Below are 17,658 nucleotides of genomic sequence, written 5' to 3'. Positions count from 1 at the left end.
GCCGACGTGGTCGACACCGATCCGCAGATCCGGCCCGAGTCGCACGTCTGCGCCGACAACGCCGCGCATCTCGGGTTCCGGAGCCGACCTGACGCCCGTGATCTGGATGCGTGGACCGACCGCGCTGCCGGTCGAGTTCACGCCGGTGGTGCAGTGAGCGACACGTCCCGGAAGGGAGCCTGGAACCCGAGGTGCGGTGAGGGCGTCGTGCGGCCGGCTGCGCCTCGGGCGCCAGGTCGGGGATTCAGTCCGCGACCGGTGTGAAGACGACCGGCAGGGACTCCGGGCCGCGGGTGAACACGCCTTGTTCCACCGGGTCGTAGCCGTCCGCCAGCCGAATGCCGGGCATGGCGTGGAGGAGTTGGCCTACCCCGGTCTCGACCTCGGCCTTGGCCAGCAGGGCGCCCTTTCACCGGCGCCCTCTCCCAACAGGTGGTGAAGGTGCCCAGAGCCGTGCTGCCACACTGCTCTCCCGCCGAGGCGGCAGCGGTGGCCTTGGCGGCCTCGGGACCCGGCCGCCTGGTCAGCGACTTCCTCGTGGGCCTGCACCGGCAGCGGGACTTCGCCCCGGGCACGGCCGCGAGCATGGTGCCGCACGCGATCGGCCTGCTGGACACGGCACTGAGCTGGGCCGCGTCCCGCGCTCCAGCGCGAGCGCGTCCACCGCTTCATCACGCGGCATGCCCATGAGCCGCACCTGGACGCCGATGCCGTGGCGGCCGGCTGCGGGTTTTCACGCAGAACGCTCTTCCGCACCCTGGCCGCGCACGGAGAGACGCTCACCGGCCTCATCCGCGAGGCACGCGTGGCGCGGGCCCGGCAGCTGCCGCGCGCGGCGCCGGAGCGGCCGCTCGGGGTGGTGGCCCGCGCCTGCGGATTCGGCGGCGAGGCTCAGTTCCACCGCGCCTTTCGCAGGGTGACGGGGATGACGCCGGGTGCCTACCGGTCGGTCACGCCGGTGGCCCTCGCGGGCCGCCCTGGTCCCCTGGACGACGGGCGCCGTCTCACCGAATCGGCATGAGTTCTCTCACCACGTCGACGAACTGTGGCGGAGCAGGCGGCATCGGCGCCTTCACGAAGTCGCCGAACGCGACGTCGTACCGCTGGCCCCAAGGCGGATCGACAACCCGGTACCCGTCGCTCGTCAGCTGCTGGACATTGCGGCTGACGGCAGGTTTCGCCCACATTTCGCCACTCATCACGGGGAAGAAGACCACAGGGAAGGTCGCCGTCAGCACCGTGGCGGCGAGCATGTTCGGCGCGGCGCCCGTCGCCACGGCAGAGAGGATGTGCGCGGTGGCCGGCAGGACGGCCATCATGTCGTGCTCCTCGGCGAGCGTGGAATGGTTCTGCCGCGCCCAGGTGGACGGCGCGTCGCTGGTCACCACTCGGTCCGCGAAGAGCCCGACAGTGCTGGGCGGCAGAAACGCGGCAGCTGTGTGGGTCATCATCACCGTGACGGTCCCGGTGAACGTGGTCCGCAGTGCGTTGATGTACGCCGGAAGCGTGGCCACGGCGGCCGAACCGGTGGCACCGATGAGGAGACGGCCCCCGAAAGCCATGGTGTCTTTGCTGTTCATACGCAAAGAGTGCGCTTCCCTTCCACGCGTGGAACAACGGTCCGCACCCGAGAGGGTGACATCCTGTGCCACTTTCGAGGACGGATGTGGCCCGGCGCGTGCCGTCCGGGCCACCGGTGAACCGTCCATCCGGAGCGAGGAGAGCGGATGTCGGTGGATCGGCGGGACATGGATCATGAGGCTTACGCGGCCCGGGCTCGGTGCGGCCCATGTTTCGTCTGCGCTTTCCTGGCCGGGCACCCGGACTACCGGCACGAGACGGTCTTCGAGGACGACGACCACGTGGCGTTCCTCGACAAATGGCCCACCGTGCCGGGGAAGGTCCTCGTCGCGCCGAAGGCGCATGTCGAGCACGTCGTCCGTGACCTGGACGAAGCGGCCTATGCCGGACTCATGCTGGTCGTGCGGCAGGTCGCACTGGCCGTCGAGGCGGTACTCGACGTCGAGCGGACGTACCTGTACTCCCTCGGAAGTCTGCAAGGCAACGCACACCTGCACTGGCACATCGCCGGACTGCCGCCCGGAGTCCCCTACGCGCAACAGCAGTTGCACGCCCTGATGACCGAACACGGCGTACTGTCCGTGTCACCGCAGGAGGCAGCCGATCTGGCCACACGCCTTCGTGAAGCCATGAACACCGGGAAAGCCCCACACCGGACCGCACGTTCCGGATGACCGGGGCGGGTGCGGCCGGTCGTCGCCTTCGGCGGATTCCGGCTGTCCGTCGAGGGGCCGAGAGCTGTGGGGCCGCAGGAGCTCAGGCCCGGCCGGTGAAGCGGCGGGTTCCTGTGGCACCCGGTGGACCACGAGGTCGGTTTCCGCGCACAGGTGTTTGCCCGTGCCCAGTCCACACCGGTCCGGGCATCGGGCCGGACGGCGAACGTGGCGTAGCCGGCCTCCCCTGGCCGCAGTCCGGCCACGTTCTCGTAGAGCCACTGGGCGACGGCGCCCTGGAAGCAGTGGCCGCGGGAGCGCGAGTCGAGTGGCCACATCTCCCATATGGTGTCCGCGCCGTTGTCGTACCAGTGCCCGGACTCGGGTAGATGAGCGATGCACAGGCCCCCGCTGTTCCGCGGGCTTGCGGTCGCCCCCGGGCGGGAGTCGGGGCAGCGAGGGCGGACCTGCCGGTCCTCGCCGTCCCTGCCGTGGTGCGCAGAAATGTTCTGCGGTCCCGGTCTCCAGGCATGGTCGCTCCCCTTGCTCGCTGTGTCGTCCCACTGGCGGACATGCCGTGACCCCTTGGCGATCCGACGCGCGACGCCAGGGGTCAATTCGACTCGAAACGATTCAGGCGCGGTCCACTCGGATCCTGTGCGTGCTCAGCATCCCGCTGGAGGAGGCATGGAAGCGCGGGCCGAGAGTGAATCCCGCCAAGGGGCCGCCCAGGAACGGAGAGGCCTCCCGAGCCCCGCCCGTTCGCCCTCCGGGGGCCTCTGCGGCGGGGGCCGAATAGTGCATGTGGAGGCATCCCGGCGGCTGCGGACCCCGGAAGTGACATATGCATGAACCAGTGAAGGCGGCTTGAACCGGAGAACTGCGCGTTGAACTGGAGAACTGCGCGATGCCCCCAAGCAGCAAAGCAATCATGTGCCCGTTCGACTTCAGCAAGGGCCTGGAGTTCGATCCCTCGCTCGCGGCACTCATGGCCCGCGATTCCATCACCCGGATCCGGCTGCCGTACGGCGATGCCGACGCCTGGCTGGTCACCGGGTTCGACGCGGTACGGCAGGTGACCACCGACCAGCGATTCAGCCGTGCGGGGATCATCGGTACCGACTATCCGCGGCTGACGCCGGAGCCGATCGTCTCCCCGGAGTCGATCAACGTCATGGATCCACCGCACAGCACTCGACTACGACGCCTGGCGTCGCAGGCTTTCACCAAGGGGCACGTGGAGCGGATGCGGCGGAGGATCGCCCGGCTCGCGGACACCCTGCTCGACGAGATGGCCGAGCAGGGGCCGCCGGCGGATCTGGTTCGCCATCTGTCGAACCGGCTTCCGCAGCACACCATCTTCGACGTGCTCGGGATCGTCCCGGACGAATGGCCCCGGATGGAGCAGTACGTGCATCAACTGCTCTCCACCGGTGCGGACAGCCGTCGGACCGCCGCGGCCGCGAAGTCCGAGCTGCGGACGTACTTCGGCGAACTGATCGAAAATCGGCGAAGTTCCCCGGGAAACGATCTGATCAGCGCCTTGGCCGCCGCCAAGGACGGCGAGGACGCATTCGACGACCAGGAGCTGGCGGTCCTGGCGCTGACCCTGATGCTCAGCGGAATCGACACCGCCACCTGCCAGATCAGCGACATCTCGTACCTCCTCCTGACCCGGCCCGAGCTGGTGAAGCACCTCAGAACCCGGCCGGAAACACTCACGGCCGTCCTGAACGAGCTGCTCCGCTTCATCCCCTTCCGCAAGGGGGTCGGCATTCCGCGGGTGGCACTGGAGGACGTGGAGATGGACGGTGTACGGATCAGGGCGGGTGACTTCGTCCATGTGTCGTACCTGACGGCGAACCGCGACCCGGAGCGCTACCTGGACCCGGATGTCATCGACCCGGACCGGCCCCCCGCGCCGCACATGACCTTCGGCTGGGGCGGACACCTGTGCATCGCCGTGCCGCTGGCCATGGCGGAGCTGGAAGTGGCCATCGGGCGACTCGTGGAGCGGTTCCCGGAGTTGCGGCTGACGGTACCGCCGGAGGACGTGCGCTGGGACACGGAAACCATCCGGCGCTTCCCGCTCGAGCTGCCCGTGACCTGGTAGGCGCACAGGTCTCATGCCGGGCATCCCCCACGGGTCTCGTGGTCACAGACGTGCGTGTCGGCGGTCCTGCCTCTGCCGACACGCACGCTGTGCCCTCTCCAGGCCCGGGGCTCCGGTGGAACCTCCGTCCTCCAGCGGCCCGGCGTCCGTCGCCCTGGCCGCGAAGTTCGTCGACAGGCAGGCAATCGGCTCGAGCTCGAGCGCGAGGGAGGCGGTGAACCCCTCGATGGCCGTCTTGCTCGCCTTGTAGACGGCCGAGAGCGGCATGTGCCCCAGCACCACGCTGGAGGTCACGTCGACCACCACGCCGGAGCCGCGCTCGCGGAACTGGGGCAGCACCGCCTGCGTCGTGGCCATCCCTCGGGCAGGACGCCCGCACGCGGGGCCCGCATCGTGGCGATGACGTTCCACCCCTGCGAGTGGAAATGGCGGGCGGTCTCCCGCCCGTATCCGGATGAGGTACCAGTGATCGGAACCGTCTTCATGCTGTGCCCCTTCGCGATGTGGTGGGAGCGCGGTCGGACAGGCACTTTCCTGCTCGGCTGAAGAATCGGCGAGACCATTCAATCGCTCTGACCAGTGGGAATGACAGAACCATCGTCGCCCTCTCTTGCACGATCCTCTCCGATGGTCCAGCCCTGCTCAGGCCGGCACGTCGTACGGAGTTCCGCGGGCGGGCCGCGTCCCGGCCTCGAGGGCTCCGACGGGTGGCAGGTCTGCATCAGCCGGTCGGCGGGGTGGTTCCGGACACCTGACGGATGTTTCGGCCGGAGGCCTTCACCGACCCTGAAGCATGAGCCACTACTGGCGGCGGTCCGCCCTTGCGATCCTGGCCATGGTCACGGCCCTGGACCCGGATCTACCGGCACGGCCCACTGGAGTGCATCCCGTCCGCCGTCCGCCGCCACCGCACGGCCCCACTGACCGTGTGATCGTCGCCGGCCTCACACCATTCGGAGTCGTGCCGGGCCAAGAAGGAGGTCGGTGTCATGACCATCCGCCTGACGTTTCTGTGTGCTCCCGGGGGTGACGCCACCCAGGATCCAGTCCTCGGTGACGCCCCCCTGAGCGAGCGCAGCGTGCATGTGGCAGGCGCCGCGGGAACAGCACTCCCTCCCTACGACCTGGCCGTCCGAGCGCCCTCGATACGTTGCTCGCAGACCGCCGACGCCCTCGGGCTGGTGGCAGCGTCCGAGCCTGCGCTGCGCGATCTCGACCTCGGCCAATGGTGCGGTCGTACCGTCGACGAGGTCGCCGCAACCGACCCCGACGGGTTCACCGCCTGGCTCACCGACCCGGATGCCGCACCACACGAGGGTGAGTCCGTACGCCGGCTCTGCCGCCGGACCGCGGACTGGTTGCGCAGCGTTCCGCCCGACAGGGGCCAAGCAGTGGCCATCACCGAAGCGGCAGTTGTCCGGGCGGCGCTCGTTCATGCTCTGGCCGTACCGGCACGAGCCTTCTGGCATATCGCCGTCCCGCCCCTGTCCGCGGTCTCCCTCACTTTGCGAGACGGCTGCTGGGACGTCCGGCTCGGCCACGGCCGTCCCGCAGAGGCCCAGCGATGGTTCCCCTCGGGGTCAGCGACGCATGTACCGCCGATGGTGATCAGACCGCGTCGGCCCAGCTGGTCGGCGGGCAACGATCGACTTCCTCCCGGGAAACGATCTGCGCCCAGCTGCGGGTAGGCGCTGACCAGAGGATTCCTCCTCGCAGAACACTTCCACCAGGCAGCGGCAACGGCGTCCTCGCCGCCGTCCGGAGCGCCGATGTCCCCGGACCTCCCAGGTCACCAGGAAGGACTCCCCCTCAGTGATCGGGTCCACGCGGGTCTTGCGTGGAAATGTTCCGGTTACCGGCCGCGGTGTGTGCCCGAGTCCCGGTGGGGAACTTGGTTCGTTCGGGTGCGGCGGTGGTGAGAGGAGCCCATGTGACAGCGTCGACGTCGGCGGCAGGCGGTCGGGGTGCGGGTCCTCAGGAAGCCGGATACGAGCCGGATCCGCACCGGTGGAGGGCCCTGTGGGTCACCCTGGTGGCCGGGTTCATGAGCCTGCTCGACGTGACGATCGTCGCTGTCGCCCTGCCCACGATCCAGCGCGACCTGAACGCCTCCCCCGCTCAGGTGCAGTGGGTGGTGTCCGGATACGCCCTGACCTTCGCCCTGGCCCTCGTCACCGCCGGGCACCTCGGCGACGCCCTGGACCGGCGCCGCATTTTCCTGCTGGCCCTCAGCGGCTTCGTGATCTGCAGCGCGGCCTGCGGAGCGGCCCCCGACATCATGCTGCTGGTGGTGGCCCGCCTCGCCCAGGGCCTGGCGGCCGGCTTCATGGCCCCCCAGAACTCCGCGTTCATCCAGCAGATGTTCCGCGGTGCCGAACGCGGTCGTGCCTTCGGGTTCTTCGGCGCGACCGTCGGTATCTCCTCCGCCGCCGGGCCCATCACCGGCGGAGCCATCCTCGCCCTGGCCTCCGGTGCCGAGGGCTGGCGATGGATCTTCTACGTCAACGTCCCCATCGGCATCCTCGCCATCCTGCTCGGCCGCCACCTGCTGCCCCGCGTCGGGCGGTCCGGCCGGGGACACGTGGACCTGCCGGGCGTCCTGCTCCTCGGCATCGGCGTGTTCGCGGTCATGTATCCGCTGGTCCAGGCCGACTCCGGCGGAATCGGCCGCATGTGGTGGCTGTTCGTCGTCGGCGTCCTGATCCTCGTCGGCTTCGCCCGGTGGCAGCTGCGTCTCGTCGGCCGGGGCGCCCAGCCGCTGCTCGACCCCCGCCTGTTCACCACCGTGCGCGGCTACGCCATCGGCGCCGGCGTCGGCACGCTCTACTTCATCGGCTTCAGCGGCGTCTGGCTCGTCTTCGCCCTCTTCTACCAGCACGGCCTCGGCTTCTCCCCGCTCGAATCCGGCCTCGCCGTGACGCCGTTCGCCGTCGGCTCGGCAGGCGCGGCCGCGGTTGCCGGCCGGCTGGTGGACCGGCTCGGCCGGCTGCTCACGGTGTGCGGCCTCGTGGGCGTGATCGTAGGCATGGGCGGCACCGCGCTGCTGATCGGCCTCGCGCCTCTCGACATCGCTCCCTGGGCAGCCGCGCCGGTCCTGTTCCTGGGCGGCATCGGCGGGGGTTTCGTGGTCTCCCCCAACATCACCATGACCCTGCGGGACGTGCCCGTACGGATGGCGGGCGCGGCGGGCGGCGCCCTCCAGACCGGGCAGCGGCTCGGCGCCGCGGTGGGCACCGCCGCCCTGCCCGGCCTCTTCTACCTCGTGCTCGGCAGGAACGACGACTACCGAACCGCTCTCGTCACCGCGCTGAGCGCCGCCCTCGTGGGCATGGTGGCCTCCCTGGCCCTCGCAGCGTTCGACTGGCAACGCGACCGGCGTATGCGCCGACCGCGCCGGGAGTGCCCGGACGAGATCGCCCACAGCCCGATGCACGCCCGGCAGACCTGACCGGCCCGTGGGCGGGGCGCGGCGTGCGTTCTTGGCGAGCCGGCCGCGCCACGCCACGCGCGCGGCGACGCACACCGTGGACCCGGACACCACGAGACGACTCGCCCGGGCTCATCCACAAGAGCCCAAAAAAGGTCCGACGGCGATGTCGAGAACCCGTGACCGGCTCCGTCCCCGAGGTGAACGCGACCACAATGGTCGCACCAGCACCGAGGAGAAGCACGATGGCCAAGTACCTGCTGCTGAAGCACTACCGCGGCGCCCCGGCCGCGGTCAACGACGTGCCCATGGACCAGTGGACGCCGGAGGAGATCTCGGCGCACGTCCAGTACATGAACGACTTCGCGGCCCGGCTCGAGAAGACCGGCGAGTTCGTCGACGGTCAGGCGCTCGCCCCCGAGGGGATGTGGGTCCGGTACGACGGTGAGGGGCGCCCGCCGGTCACCGACGGCCCGTTCGCCGAGACCAAGGACCTTATCGCCGGCTGGATGGTGATCGACGTCGACAGCTACGAGCGCGCCGTCGAACTGGCAGGGGAACTGTCGGCCGCCCCCGGTGCGGGCGGCAAGCCGATCCACGAGTGGCTCGAGCTGCGCCCGTTCCTGGCCGCGCCGCCCACCATCACGGAGTGACGTCATCGATGAACGAGGCCCTGCTCCGGAGCCTCACGCCGGGCGTTCTCGCCATCCTCGTCCGCCGCGGAGCCGACTTCGCGGCGGCCGAGGACGCCGTGCAGGACGCACTGGTCGAGGCGATCCGCGTCTGGCCGGCCGACCCCCCGCGGGACCCGAAGGGCTGGCTCGTCGCCGTGGCCTGGCGCCGGTTCCTCGACGCGATCCGGGCGGACGCCGCACGCCGCCGACGTGAGGACCTCGTCGACGAGGAGCCGGCGCCCGGGCCCGCCCGCGGGGTGGACGACACGCTTCAGCTCTACTTCCTGTGCGCCCACCCGTCGCTGACGCCGTCATCCGCGGTCGCGCTCACGCTGCGCGCCGTCGGCGGGCTGACCACCCGCCAGATCGCCCAGGCCTACCTGGTGCCCGAGGCGACGATGGCGCAGCGCATCAGCCGGGCCAAGCGCATCGTCTCCGGCGTACGGTTCGACCAGCCCGGCGACGTCGCCACCGTACTGCGCGTCCTCTACCTGGTCTTCAACGAGGGCTACTCCGGCGACATCGACCTCGCCGCCGAGGCCATCCGGCTCACCCGGCAGCTCGCGGCGGCGATCGACCACCCCGAGGTGGCGGGGCTGCTCGCCCTCATGCTGCTCCACCACGCCCGGCGCGCCAGCCGTACCGCGCCCGACGGCAGCCTGGTTCCGCTCGCCGAGCAGGACCGTGCCCGGTGGGACACCGATTCGATCGCCGAGGGCGTCGAGATCTTGCAGGCCGCTCTCACCCGCGACCGGCTGGGCGAGTTCCAGGCCCAGGCCGCCATCGCCGCACTCCACGCCGACGCACCCACCGCCGAGGAGACCGACTGGGTGCAGATCGTCGAGTGGTACGACGAGCTCGCGCGCCTGACCGACAGTCCGGTCGTCCGGCTCAACCGGGCGGTGGCCGTCGGCGAGGCCGACGGACCGCGCGCCGGGCTGGCGGCGCTCGCGGCGCTGGACGACTCACTGCCCCGCCACGCCGCGGTGACGGCATACCTCCACGAGCGCGACGGCGACCTGGCGACAGCCGCACGGCTGTACGCCGATGCGGCCCAGAAGGCAACCAACCTGGCCGAACGCGACCACCTGACACGCCAGGCCGCCCGCCTCAACGCCCGCCGGCGTCAGTGACGGCTCACACCCGGATCTTCCCGCAGCACTCGGCGCGGCCTCATGGGCCAGAGAGGTCGCCTCACGGTGGCCGGCAGGTCGAGACCGACTGCACGGGCGCTGCCGACGGGGAAGGCTGAGCCGCGAAGAGCCGGTAACGCCTGCCGGAGGGCGCCTGTTCGACCCGTACGAGCCCTCAGCGCGTCAGAGTTGTCCGCCGATCTCACACGCCCGGCACGGTGGCCGACCGCAGGTGCACTGCATGATCGCTTCGAGGACGTTGCGGTCGTGGTACAGGCACTCGTCCTTGCAGGTGTGGCGGGGAATGAACCCCGCCGGGATCTCACCGGGCCACGGCTCGTGACCGTCCCGGCAGCGGGCGAACCGCTCGGGGTCGGTGGAGTGCAGTTCGTGCATGCTTGACCGCGCCTCGTCCTCCAACTCCCGCACCCGCCGGAGCAGGGCGGCGAGTTCGGTGGCGAGTCCGTCGTACCGGTCGGCGCCGGTCCTGACGTGCGCGGCCCGGAGTGCCATCGCTGCGTTGCCGAGAAATCTGCCGGCGTCCTGAAGATCGGTCACGTGATGCATCTGAATGCCGTTCACGCCCCGTACCCACACGGCGTCCATGCTGCTCACTGATCCACCTTCCCGTTCACCTTGTTTTACCCGCGAAGCAGTATACGCGGCACTACTTCCGTCGCGTAATTAAAAATCAAACTATTCAAGAACGCTAAAGCCCGCCGATTGCGCCGTCCAGCGAATACGGCGTGAATCGGCTCACACCAGGTACGGCAGGCTCACAGTCGGGCGAGGACGGATCTTCCGCGGATTCTGCCGCCGCTTTTTGTCCGCGGCCGATAACCCGTGACGGCGACGGTCCGGAGCGCGCTTCCGTCCCGACGCGCGCACCGTCGTCGACGCCCAGGTGCTCCGGGTGACCGCGGGTACCAGGGGTCTCCGGGGGCTGGATTGCGCGACTTGACACGCGCATGGACGAGTCGTCTCCTTGAAAGGGAGGAAATATTTGCGCCGCGGATGTGTATGTGCGCCGCGTCATATTTCAAGGTTGACCAGCGTGCGTCCACCGGCGCCCGGAGGCTGCTGATGGCAACCTATGAATATCTGTGCAGCCGTTGTGGGTCTTTCGACGTGAAGTTGGCGATCGGGACTGCGCCCACCGTCCACGGCTGCCCCGTTTGCGCAGCCCCTGCCAGACGCGTGTACTCCTCGCCCGGCCTGACGCTGAGTTCGCCCACGGTCTCCGCCCTCCGTGAACGCGAGGAGCAGTCGCGTGAGGCCCCGGCACTCGTTTCCGAGGTGCCGCCGGGCAGAAGGGTGCCACCGCGCCCGCACCCCGCTCTTTCGCGGTTGCCGCGACCCTGAGGACGGTGGTCGACGAGGCAGAAGGTCTCAGGCGGATTTCGACAACTCCGTCCCCCGCGTGGACTTAGGAGGTGCGTCCCCGTGGCGAACGTGGGACTCCTCTTCGTCGGTGCCGTGCTGTTCATGAACGGGCTGTTGCTGCTGGGGAAAGTCGACGCCAAGTCCGCAGCCGTGTTCAACCTCTTCGTAGGCGCGCTCCAAGTGCTGACGCCGACCTACCTCATCTTCACGGCAAACGGTGACCAGGGCAAGATTCTGGCCGCATCCGGGATCTACCTGTTCGGATTCACCTACCTGTACGTGGGAATCGTCCTGCTCGCCAACATCGACAATAACGGCGCCGGCTACTACTCCCTGTTCGTGGCGATCGCGGCCCTGGGCTATTCGTTCGTCAATTTCCACCTCTTCAAGGACTACCCGTTCGGGGTGATCTGGCTCTACTGGGCTTTCCTGTGGGCCTTGTTCTTCGTGGTGCTCGGTCTCAAGAGGACGGAGCTCAACACCTATGTCGGCTGGGTGACAGCGATCGAGGGCTGGGTCACCGGTGTGATCCCCGCGGCGCTGCTGCTGTCCGGCTACTGGAAGCACACCACAGAGATCGCCATCGCCCTGGGCGCCTTCGGCGTCGTGGTGTTCGCGGCGCTGTGGCCGCTCACCAGGTCTCGGCAACCGACCCGTGCGGGCCCGGCCGCCGGAAGCGTGAGCGCCCCCACCTAACCGGATCAGACGCAAGGAATTGCCATGCCCGAAGTCATCTTCCATGTGGACCAGAGCAAGTCGATGCGCGACCAGGATGTCCCCGGACACAACAGGTGGCACCCGGACATCCCCGCCGTCACGATGGTGCGGCCCGGAACCGAGTTCCGCTTGGAAACCCGTGACTGGACCGACTGCCAGGTCGGCAACAACGACACCGCCAACGACGTACGCGACATCGACCTGACCATCCCTCATATGCTCAGCGGCCCGATAGGCGTGGAGGGCGCCGAACCAGGCGACCTGCTCGTCGTCGACATACTCGACCTCGGCCCCGTCCCCCAGCAGACCGGCGACGCAGCCGGCCAGGGCTGGGGCTACACCGGCATCTTCGCCAAGGCCAACGGCGGCGGCTTCCTGACCGACTACTTCCCCGACGCATACAAGGCGATCTGGGACCTTCACGGACAGCAGGCCATGTCCCGGCACCTGCCCGGGATCCGCTACACCGGCATCACCCACCCCGGACTGTTCGGGACGGCCCCCTCCGCCGAGATGCTCACTCGCTGGAACGCCCGTGAGAAGGCGCTGATCGACACCGACCCGAACCGGGTCCCGCCCCTCGCGCTCACCCCGGACACCAACCACGCACTCGCCGGCACGGCCACCGGAGACCTCGCCACGCGCATCGGCGCGGAGGGCGCACGCACGGTCCCGGCCCGTGAGAACGGAGGCAACCAGGACATCAAGAACATGACCCGTGGCTCGCGGGCCTTCTTCCCCGTGTACGTCGAGGATGCCAAGCTCTCCGCGGGCGACCTGCACTTCAGCCAGGGCGACGGAGAGATCAGCTTCTGCGGGGCCATCGAGATGGGCGGCTTCATCGACTTCCATGTCGACCTCATCAAGGGCGGCATGGAGACGTACGGCATCTCCACCAACCCGGTGTTCATGCCCGGCAACGTCGAGCCGCGCTACACGGAGTACATGAGTTTCATCGGAGTCTCCGTCGACCACGACACGGACACCAACTTCTACATGGACGCGACGCTGGCCTACCGCCGGGCCTGCCTCAACGCCATCGAGTACTTCAAGAAGTTCGGTTACAGCGGTGAACAGGCTTACCTGCTGCTCGGCTCCGCCCCCATCGAGGGGCGCATCAGCGGCATCGTGGACATCCCCAACGCCTGCTGCTCGCTCTACGTGCCCACCGCCATGTTCGACTTCGACGTCCGGCCCACCGCAGCCGGACCGGTGAAGGCCGAGCGTGGCAAGTGCGCGGTGGCCACCGCCTGACCGCACGGCCGGGCCCCCGGCAAGCAGCCAGCCGTCATCGCAACGACGGTCCCACCGGCCAATGCCTGCGGGACCGTCGCAGGTCCACGGCGGCGAGCGCACGCGCTGCGGACCATCACGTCGTGCAGCTCCCAGCAGCCCGGGGAGTTGATGTGCCGTTGATCTCCTCGCACCGCACTCAACGGCCACACCCTGCGCGCCGACGATACGGCCGCTGAGGGTCACGGGACTGAAGTCGCCGTACCCGACGGTCGTCGCGGTCTCGATCGACCACCACAGTCCCGGCCGCTGACGGACGGCGTACGTCAGCCGGCGGCCGAGTGCGCCCCCGCACGGTTCCGGCCGCCGGGCGCAGCCGCCGTCAGGGCCGGCAGCAGGCGGTGGGCGTTGTCGCAGTTGATGCGGCGACGCTGCTCCTCGTCGAGGGCGGGGTCGTTGTCCAGTGCGGGTGCGGTGACCCCCGTGACCAGATGCGACGGTGTGGGGGGCCAGTCGCTGCCGTACAGGATCCGGGACGAGTCCACAACGGACAGCAGGGTCGGCGTGGCGGCGGAGGACATGGGGCCGGCCGTGTCGTAGTAGAAGCGGTGCAGGTAGTCGCGGACCCGAGCGGGGTCCACCTTCGGGGTCAGATGACCGCCGAACAGCTCGACGCGGCTTGCGATGTAGGGCAGGAAGCCGCCGCCGTGCGGCAGGATGAAGGAGAGGTCCGGGTAGCGGTCCAGGGTCCCGTTGAGGATGAGATTGATGGCCGCGCACGTGGTGTCCATCAGGAAGTCGCACAGGAACGGCGGGACACCCTCCAGCCCCGGGCCTTTCTGGGGCACCTCCATCGGGTGCGTGCTGACCACGGCCGAGCGTGCGTTGAGTTCCGCCAGAACCCTGTCCTGCGACGGGTCCCCCAGATAGGTGCCGTTCACGCTGGTGCGTACGCTGGCTCCGATCGCACCCAGCTCGTCCATGCCGTAGGTGAGCGACCAGCTCGCCAGCCCCGGGTCGTCCAGGAAGACAGGGACGTAGAACGCGAAGCGGTCGGGGTGGCTCTTGACCAGATCGGCGGCGGCGCTCAGCGCTACGCGGGCGCTCTCCTTGCGCAACTTCGGGTCCTGCAGACGGCCCAGCATGGCGACGGTGAGCACGCTGGTGCGGATGCCCGCCTGATCCATGACCGCCAGAGCGGTGTCGACGTCCCACCGTGTCCAGGGCGGCAGGGCGCGGCGATTCGCTATGTCTTTGTCCTCGGCCCAGTCGATCCATTCCGGCGCCGTGTAGTGGTGGTGCACGTCCACGCGTGCCCGGCGCGCGTCACCGTCCGCCGAGCCGGTGTTCTCGGTGTCGGCCACCGCCGGAGTCATGCCTTCGCTGTTCTCCGTGTCGGCCGCTGTGGCTACGCCTTCGGCTATCTGCAGTCCCGCCATGGGGTGATTCCGTCCTGTGATCGTTGGTCGTGTGAGGGGGTTTTGATGCTTCCGGGGCTCTGTGCGGTCAGCGCCCGAGAACTCCGAGAAGCGCGTCGGTCAGGGACTTCTCCGGATCGGACGGCGCTTCGCGGTCCCGCCAGGCCACGTAGCCGTCCGGCCGTACGAGGACCGCACCGTCCGGTGTCGTGCCGTGCACCGACGCCCAGTCCGCGCCGTCAGCGGTGTCCAGGTCGAATCCCGCACCTTCGCCGACGGTGTAGGCGTCGAGCGGTACATCCAGCTTCGCCGCCACCGTCCGGGCGGCGCCGCACCAGTCCTGACGCCCGCAGAGCAGGACGAAGGACCGTTCGTACAGGTCGATGGTGGAGAGCTTTTCTCCCTCGCGGGCGACCCACATGTGCGGTGCGCGGGTACCGGGGTCGGCCTGCAGGTCCAGGCTGTCCGGGATGACGGGCTCCCCGGCAGGCGCACCGATCACCACACTCGAGACGTATCGGTATCCGAGCGCCGTGGTCATCAGGTCGGTGGAGTTGTTCGTTGCCGACCTGGCGGAGTAGCCGGGGTGTTGTTCCCTGGCCGCCTGCTCCGTCGCGCGTGCGCTGGTCGACCGCGCCACCGGGCGGCGTTCGGTCTCGTAGCTGTCGAGCAGGGCGGGGCCGGCCCAGCCGCGCAGCACGGCGGCGACCTTCCAGGCCAGGTTGTGCGCGTCCTGGATCCCGGTGTTGGAGCCGAAAGCGCCGGTCGGCGGCATCTCGTGTGCGGAGTCGCCCATGAGGAAGACGCGCCCGGCACGGTAGGAGTTCGCCACCCGGTCCGCCGCGTGCCACGGCGCCCGTCCGGTGATCTCGACGTCCAGGTCCCGCACGCCGGCCGCTGCCCGGATGTGCTCGATGCAGCGGTCGTCGGTGAAGTACTCCAAGGTCTGTCCGCGTTCGGGGAACCATGGCAGATGGAAGACCCACTGCTCCTCGTTGTCGACGGGCAGGAGCACTCCCTCGCCCGAGGAGTCGGTGACGTAACAGACGACGAAGAGGTCCTCCCCGGCGATATCGCGCAGTCTCTTGCTGCGGAAGGTGACGCTGATGTTGTGGAACAGGTCGCCCGATCCCGAGTGTTCGATGCCCAGTCGCTGGCGTACGGGGCTGCGGGGGCCGTCGGCGGCGAAGAGGTAGTCCGCCGTCACGGTGGAGACCTCGCCCGACTTACGGTCCTGCAGGACCGCCCGCACAGAGTGCTCGTCCTGGGTGAAGGACAGCAGTTCCGTGCTGAAACGCACCTCCCCACCCAGATCGCGCGCGCCCTCCAGCAGTACGGGTTCCAGGTCGTTCTGGCTGCAGGCGCACCGGACGGTCGAGCACACGTCGGCCTCCGGCGGCCTGCCCGTCATCCGCGCCGAAAGCCAACGCCGGCTTTCCCCCCGCAGGTTGTCGACCTGCAGAATTCCATGGTTCTTCGACAGCGTGGCAGCGGCTTTCCGGATGCCGGGCTCAAGACCCGCGGTACGGAAGATCTCCATGGTGCGCATGTTGTTGCCGCGACCGCGCGGGTGTGCCGATGTGGCCGCATGGCGCTCGACGACACGATGTCGGACGCCGAGACGCCCGAGGAAGACGGACGCGGACAGGCCCACGAGTGAGCCCCCCACCACCAAGACGGGTACGCAGTCGTCGCCGCGCTCGTTCATGCCCTGTTCTCCCTCTGCGGTCAGCACACCAATAACGGTTCAGCAGATCGATCAACGCGGCGGCCGAGGGCCGCTCATGACTCCCGAGTGCTGTTCCACGCGTCGGCGGACCATATGCAGCACTGACCCGAACGGCCCCGCCGCAACCCCGCATGTGGCCCATGCCGGCCCCCCACCCGGGCGAACCGGGTTTATCTCCGGGAGCCGGCAGGGGAATAGCGATGCGAATCTCATGGGTGGTGCGCTGTCCCATGGCCGCGGCGGGCGCCTTCCGGCCAAGGAAAGGATCGGCAGAACATGACACAGCTCGACGAGCGGGACGGTCTGGAATCAACGGAACAGGCGGTCGCGGCGGCCTCGCGCGGTGCCGCTCCCTACCGTGCCAACCCCTATCCCGTGTATGCCTGCCTGCGTGAATCGGCCCCCGTATGCCGTCTGTCGCCCCCGCACGGAGTGGAGACGTACCTGATCACGAGGTACGACGACGCGAAGGCGGCTTTGACGGATCCGCGCATCAGCAAGGACATGTACGAGGCAATCGATCAGTACCACACCATTTTCGGTGACTCGTCCATCGCGCTCGACGACAACATGCTCTTCTCGGACCCGCCGAAGCACACGCGACTGCGACGCATCATCAACAGTGCGTTCACACCACGCCGTATCGAGTCCTTGCGTCCGCGTATTCAGAAGATCAGCGACGAACTGCTGGACGGCTGTTCCACACGCGAACCCGTCGATCTGCTGGAAAAGTTCGCCTTTCCGCTGCCGCTCATTGTCATCTGTGAACTCCTCGGCATTCCCGAGGACGAACGGAGCGACGTGCAGAAGTGGTGCGCCGTCGTGGCGCGTACCGGGTTCAGCAAGCAGGACAAGGAACGCCTTGCCGTGGCCGAGGGAGCATTGCGCGACTACTTCGCCGAACTCATCGCGCGCAAGCGCAAGACACCGTCGGACGATCTGGTCGGTGCCCTGATCCGCACCCAGGACGAGCAAGGAGCGATGAACGACGGCGAACTCCTGTCGACCCTCTGGGTGCTGAGCTTCGCCGGCCACAAGACGACGGCGTACCTCATCGGCAACGCCGTCCTCAACCTGCTGACCCACCGGGACCAGTTGCGGCAGGTCCTGACCGACCCGGACCTGCTCGCGAACGCGATCGAAGAAATCATTCGTTACGAGGGCTCCGTCGAGAACGCGACGTTCCGGCACGCGCTCGAGGACATCACCATCCGAGGCACGACCATTCCCAAGGGCGCACTGGTCCAGATCGCGGTGGCCTCCGCCAACCGGGATCCGGAGAAGTTCGAGTGCCCCGACAACTTCGACGTGCGGCGACCGGGCGTGCAGAGCGCTCATCTCGGCTTCGGCAGCGGTCCGCACTACTGCCTGGGCGCGCCGCTGGCCAGGATGGAGATGCAGCTCGCCCTGACCACGCTCTTCACGCGGTTCCCCGCCATCGACCTGGCGATTCCGGCACAGGAAGCGGAATGGCTCAAGGTTCCGTTCCCCGCCTTCCGAGGCCTGGAGAAGCTGCCGGTCGCCCTCGACCCGTCCCGGCGTCTCGGCAACTGACCGTCAGGGGTGTCCGCTGGTGGTGGCCCGTCCCACTCGGACG

The 17,658-nt window shown here is 68.8% G+C and carries 16 protein-coding genes and 4 pseudogenes; 12 read left to right on the top strand and 8 right to left on the bottom strand.

What is annotated here, in order from left to right; genetic code table 11:
* Window positions 1-244 precede the first annotated feature (244 nt).
* Window positions 245-406, bottom strand: a pseudogene (locus IEZ19_RS30310) (cytochrome P450); the annotation flags it as partial.
* Between the two features lie 47 nt (window positions 407-453).
* Between IEZ19_RS30310 and IEZ19_RS51185 the strand changes: the two are divergent.
* Together IEZ19_RS51185 and IEZ19_RS51180 are read left to right on the top strand one after the other, a co-directional pair.
* The gene (locus IEZ19_RS51185) at window positions 454-690 is read left to right on the top strand and encodes a hypothetical protein (protein ID WP_229841040.1); all 237 of its coding nucleotides are present in this window, start codon (window positions 454-456) and stop codon (window positions 688-690) included.
* Window positions 691-712: 22 nt separating this feature from the next.
* Window positions 713-1,021, top strand: coding sequence for a helix-turn-helix transcriptional regulator (locus tag IEZ19_RS51180; RefSeq protein ID WP_229841036.1), 309 nt, complete (start codon window positions 713-715; stop codon window positions 1,019-1,021).
* Here the strand turns inward: IEZ19_RS51180 and IEZ19_RS30300 are convergent.
* The gene (locus IEZ19_RS30300; RefSeq protein ID WP_189314508.1) at window positions 1,005-1,580 is read right to left on the bottom strand and encodes a flavoprotein; all 576 of its coding nucleotides are present in this window, start codon (window positions 1,578-1,580) and stop codon (window positions 1,005-1,007) included. The two genes, IEZ19_RS51180 and IEZ19_RS30300, sit on opposite strands and share 17 nt — an antisense overlap.
* Window positions 1,581-1,748: 168 nt before the next feature.
* On the opposite strand from IEZ19_RS30300, the gene IEZ19_RS30295 reads away from it, so the two are divergent.
* Window positions 1,749-2,255, top strand: a complete 507-nt coding sequence (locus IEZ19_RS30295; protein WP_189314507.1) for an HIT family protein — start codon at window positions 1,749-1,751, stop codon at window positions 2,253-2,255.
* Window positions 2,256-2,509: 254 nt separating this feature from the next.
* Here IEZ19_RS30295 and IEZ19_RS53680 read toward each other — a convergent pair.
* Window positions 2,510-2,851 (bottom strand): annotated as a pseudogene (locus IEZ19_RS53680) (alpha-L-rhamnosidase-related protein); the annotation flags it as partial.
* 314 nt (window positions 2,852-3,165) lie between these two features.
* On the opposite strand from IEZ19_RS53680, the gene IEZ19_RS30285 reads away from it, so the two are divergent.
* Complete coding sequence (locus IEZ19_RS30285; protein WP_229841035.1) at window positions 3,166-4,347, top strand: cytochrome P450; 1,182 nt, start codon at window positions 3,166-3,168, stop codon at window positions 4,345-4,347.
* Between the two features lie 138 nt (window positions 4,348-4,485).
* Here the strand turns inward: IEZ19_RS30285 and IEZ19_RS53140 are convergent.
* Window positions 4,486-4,832 (bottom strand): annotated as a pseudogene (locus tag IEZ19_RS53140) (SDR family NAD(P)-dependent oxidoreductase); the annotation flags it as partial.
* A 504-nt stretch (window positions 4,833-5,336) separates the two neighbouring features.
* Here IEZ19_RS53140 and IEZ19_RS30275 point away from each other — a divergent pair.
* The 4 genes from IEZ19_RS30275 (at window position 5,337) to IEZ19_RS30260 (ending at window position 9,581) form a co-directional block, all read left to right on the top strand.
* The gene (locus IEZ19_RS30275; RefSeq protein ID WP_189314505.1) at window positions 5,337-6,035 is read left to right on the top strand and encodes a histidine phosphatase family protein; all 699 of its coding nucleotides are present in this window, start codon (window positions 5,337-5,339) and stop codon (window positions 6,033-6,035) included.
* Between the two features lie 242 nt (window positions 6,036-6,277).
* Complete coding sequence (locus IEZ19_RS30270) at window positions 6,278-7,795, top strand: MFS transporter (RefSeq protein ID WP_229841029.1); 1,518 nt, start codon at window positions 6,278-6,280, stop codon at window positions 7,793-7,795.
* A 224-nt stretch (window positions 7,796-8,019) separates the two neighbouring features.
* Complete coding sequence (locus tag IEZ19_RS30265) at window positions 8,020-8,427, top strand: YciI family protein (protein ID WP_189314503.1); 408 nt, start codon at window positions 8,020-8,022, stop codon at window positions 8,425-8,427.
* 8 nt (window positions 8,428-8,435) lie between these two features.
* A complete protein-coding gene (locus IEZ19_RS30260; protein WP_189314560.1) occupies window positions 8,436-9,581 on the top strand; it encodes an RNA polymerase sigma factor in 1,146 nt (381 codons plus the stop codon).
* 183 nt (window positions 9,582-9,764) lie between these two features.
* On the opposite strand, the gene IEZ19_RS30255 is transcribed toward IEZ19_RS30260, so the two are convergent.
* Window positions 9,765-10,187 (bottom strand): hypothetical protein, encoded by a 423-nt coding sequence (locus tag IEZ19_RS30255; RefSeq protein WP_189314559.1) that lies wholly within the window; start codon window positions 10,185-10,187, stop codon window positions 9,765-9,767.
* Window positions 10,188-10,595: 408 nt separating this feature from the next.
* Here IEZ19_RS30255 and IEZ19_RS53675 point away from each other — a divergent pair, with 408 nt between their 5' ends.
* The 3 genes from IEZ19_RS53675 to fmdA all read left to right on the top strand — a co-directional run bounded on the left by IEZ19_RS53675 (window position 10,596) and on the right by fmdA (window position 12,935).
* A complete protein-coding gene (locus tag IEZ19_RS53675) occupies window positions 10,596-10,943 on the top strand; it encodes an FmdB family zinc ribbon protein (RefSeq protein WP_373297077.1) in 348 nt (115 codons plus the stop codon).
* Between the two features lie 81 nt (window positions 10,944-11,024).
* Entirely contained in the window at window positions 11,025-11,660 is a 636-nt protein-coding gene (locus IEZ19_RS30245) for an AmiS/UreI family transporter (RefSeq protein ID WP_189314501.1), read from the top strand.
* 24 nt (window positions 11,661-11,684) lie between these two features.
* Window positions 11,685-12,935: a formamidase gene (fmdA, locus tag IEZ19_RS30240; RefSeq protein WP_189314500.1), complete on the top strand. Its 1,251-nt coding sequence runs from the start codon at window positions 11,685-11,687 to the stop codon at window positions 12,933-12,935.
* A 195-nt stretch (window positions 12,936-13,130) separates the two neighbouring features.
* Here the strand turns inward: fmdA and IEZ19_RS30235 are convergent.
* The 3 genes and pseudogenes from IEZ19_RS30235 to IEZ19_RS30225 form a co-directional block, all read right to left on the bottom strand.
* Window positions 13,131-13,214, bottom strand: a pseudogene (locus IEZ19_RS30235) (ion channel); the annotation flags it as partial.
* A gap of 26 nt (window positions 13,215-13,240) precedes the next feature.
* Window positions 13,241-14,353, bottom strand: coding sequence for an amidohydrolase family protein (locus IEZ19_RS30230; RefSeq protein WP_229841028.1), 1,113 nt, complete (start codon window positions 14,351-14,353; stop codon window positions 13,241-13,243).
* Between the two features lie 67 nt (window positions 14,354-14,420).
* Window positions 14,421-16,040, bottom strand: a complete 1,620-nt coding sequence (locus IEZ19_RS30225) for an FAD-dependent monooxygenase (RefSeq protein WP_189314499.1) — start codon at window positions 16,038-16,040, stop codon at window positions 14,421-14,423.
* Window positions 16,041-16,337: 297 nt separating this feature from the next.
* On the opposite strand from IEZ19_RS30225, the gene IEZ19_RS30220 reads away from it, so the two are divergent.
* Window positions 16,338-17,615 (top strand): cytochrome P450 family protein, encoded by a 1,278-nt coding sequence (locus tag IEZ19_RS30220; RefSeq protein ID WP_189314498.1) that lies wholly within the window; start codon window positions 16,338-16,340, stop codon window positions 17,613-17,615.
* Window positions 17,616-17,658: the final 43 nt, after the last annotated feature.

The sequence above is a fragment of the Streptomyces brasiliensis genome (genome assembly GCF_014647875.1).
Classification (GTDB): domain Bacteria; phylum Actinomycetota; class Actinomycetes; order Streptomycetales; family Streptomycetaceae; genus Streptomyces; species Streptomyces brasiliensis.
This window is presented reverse-complemented; position numbering and strand designations above follow the sequence as displayed.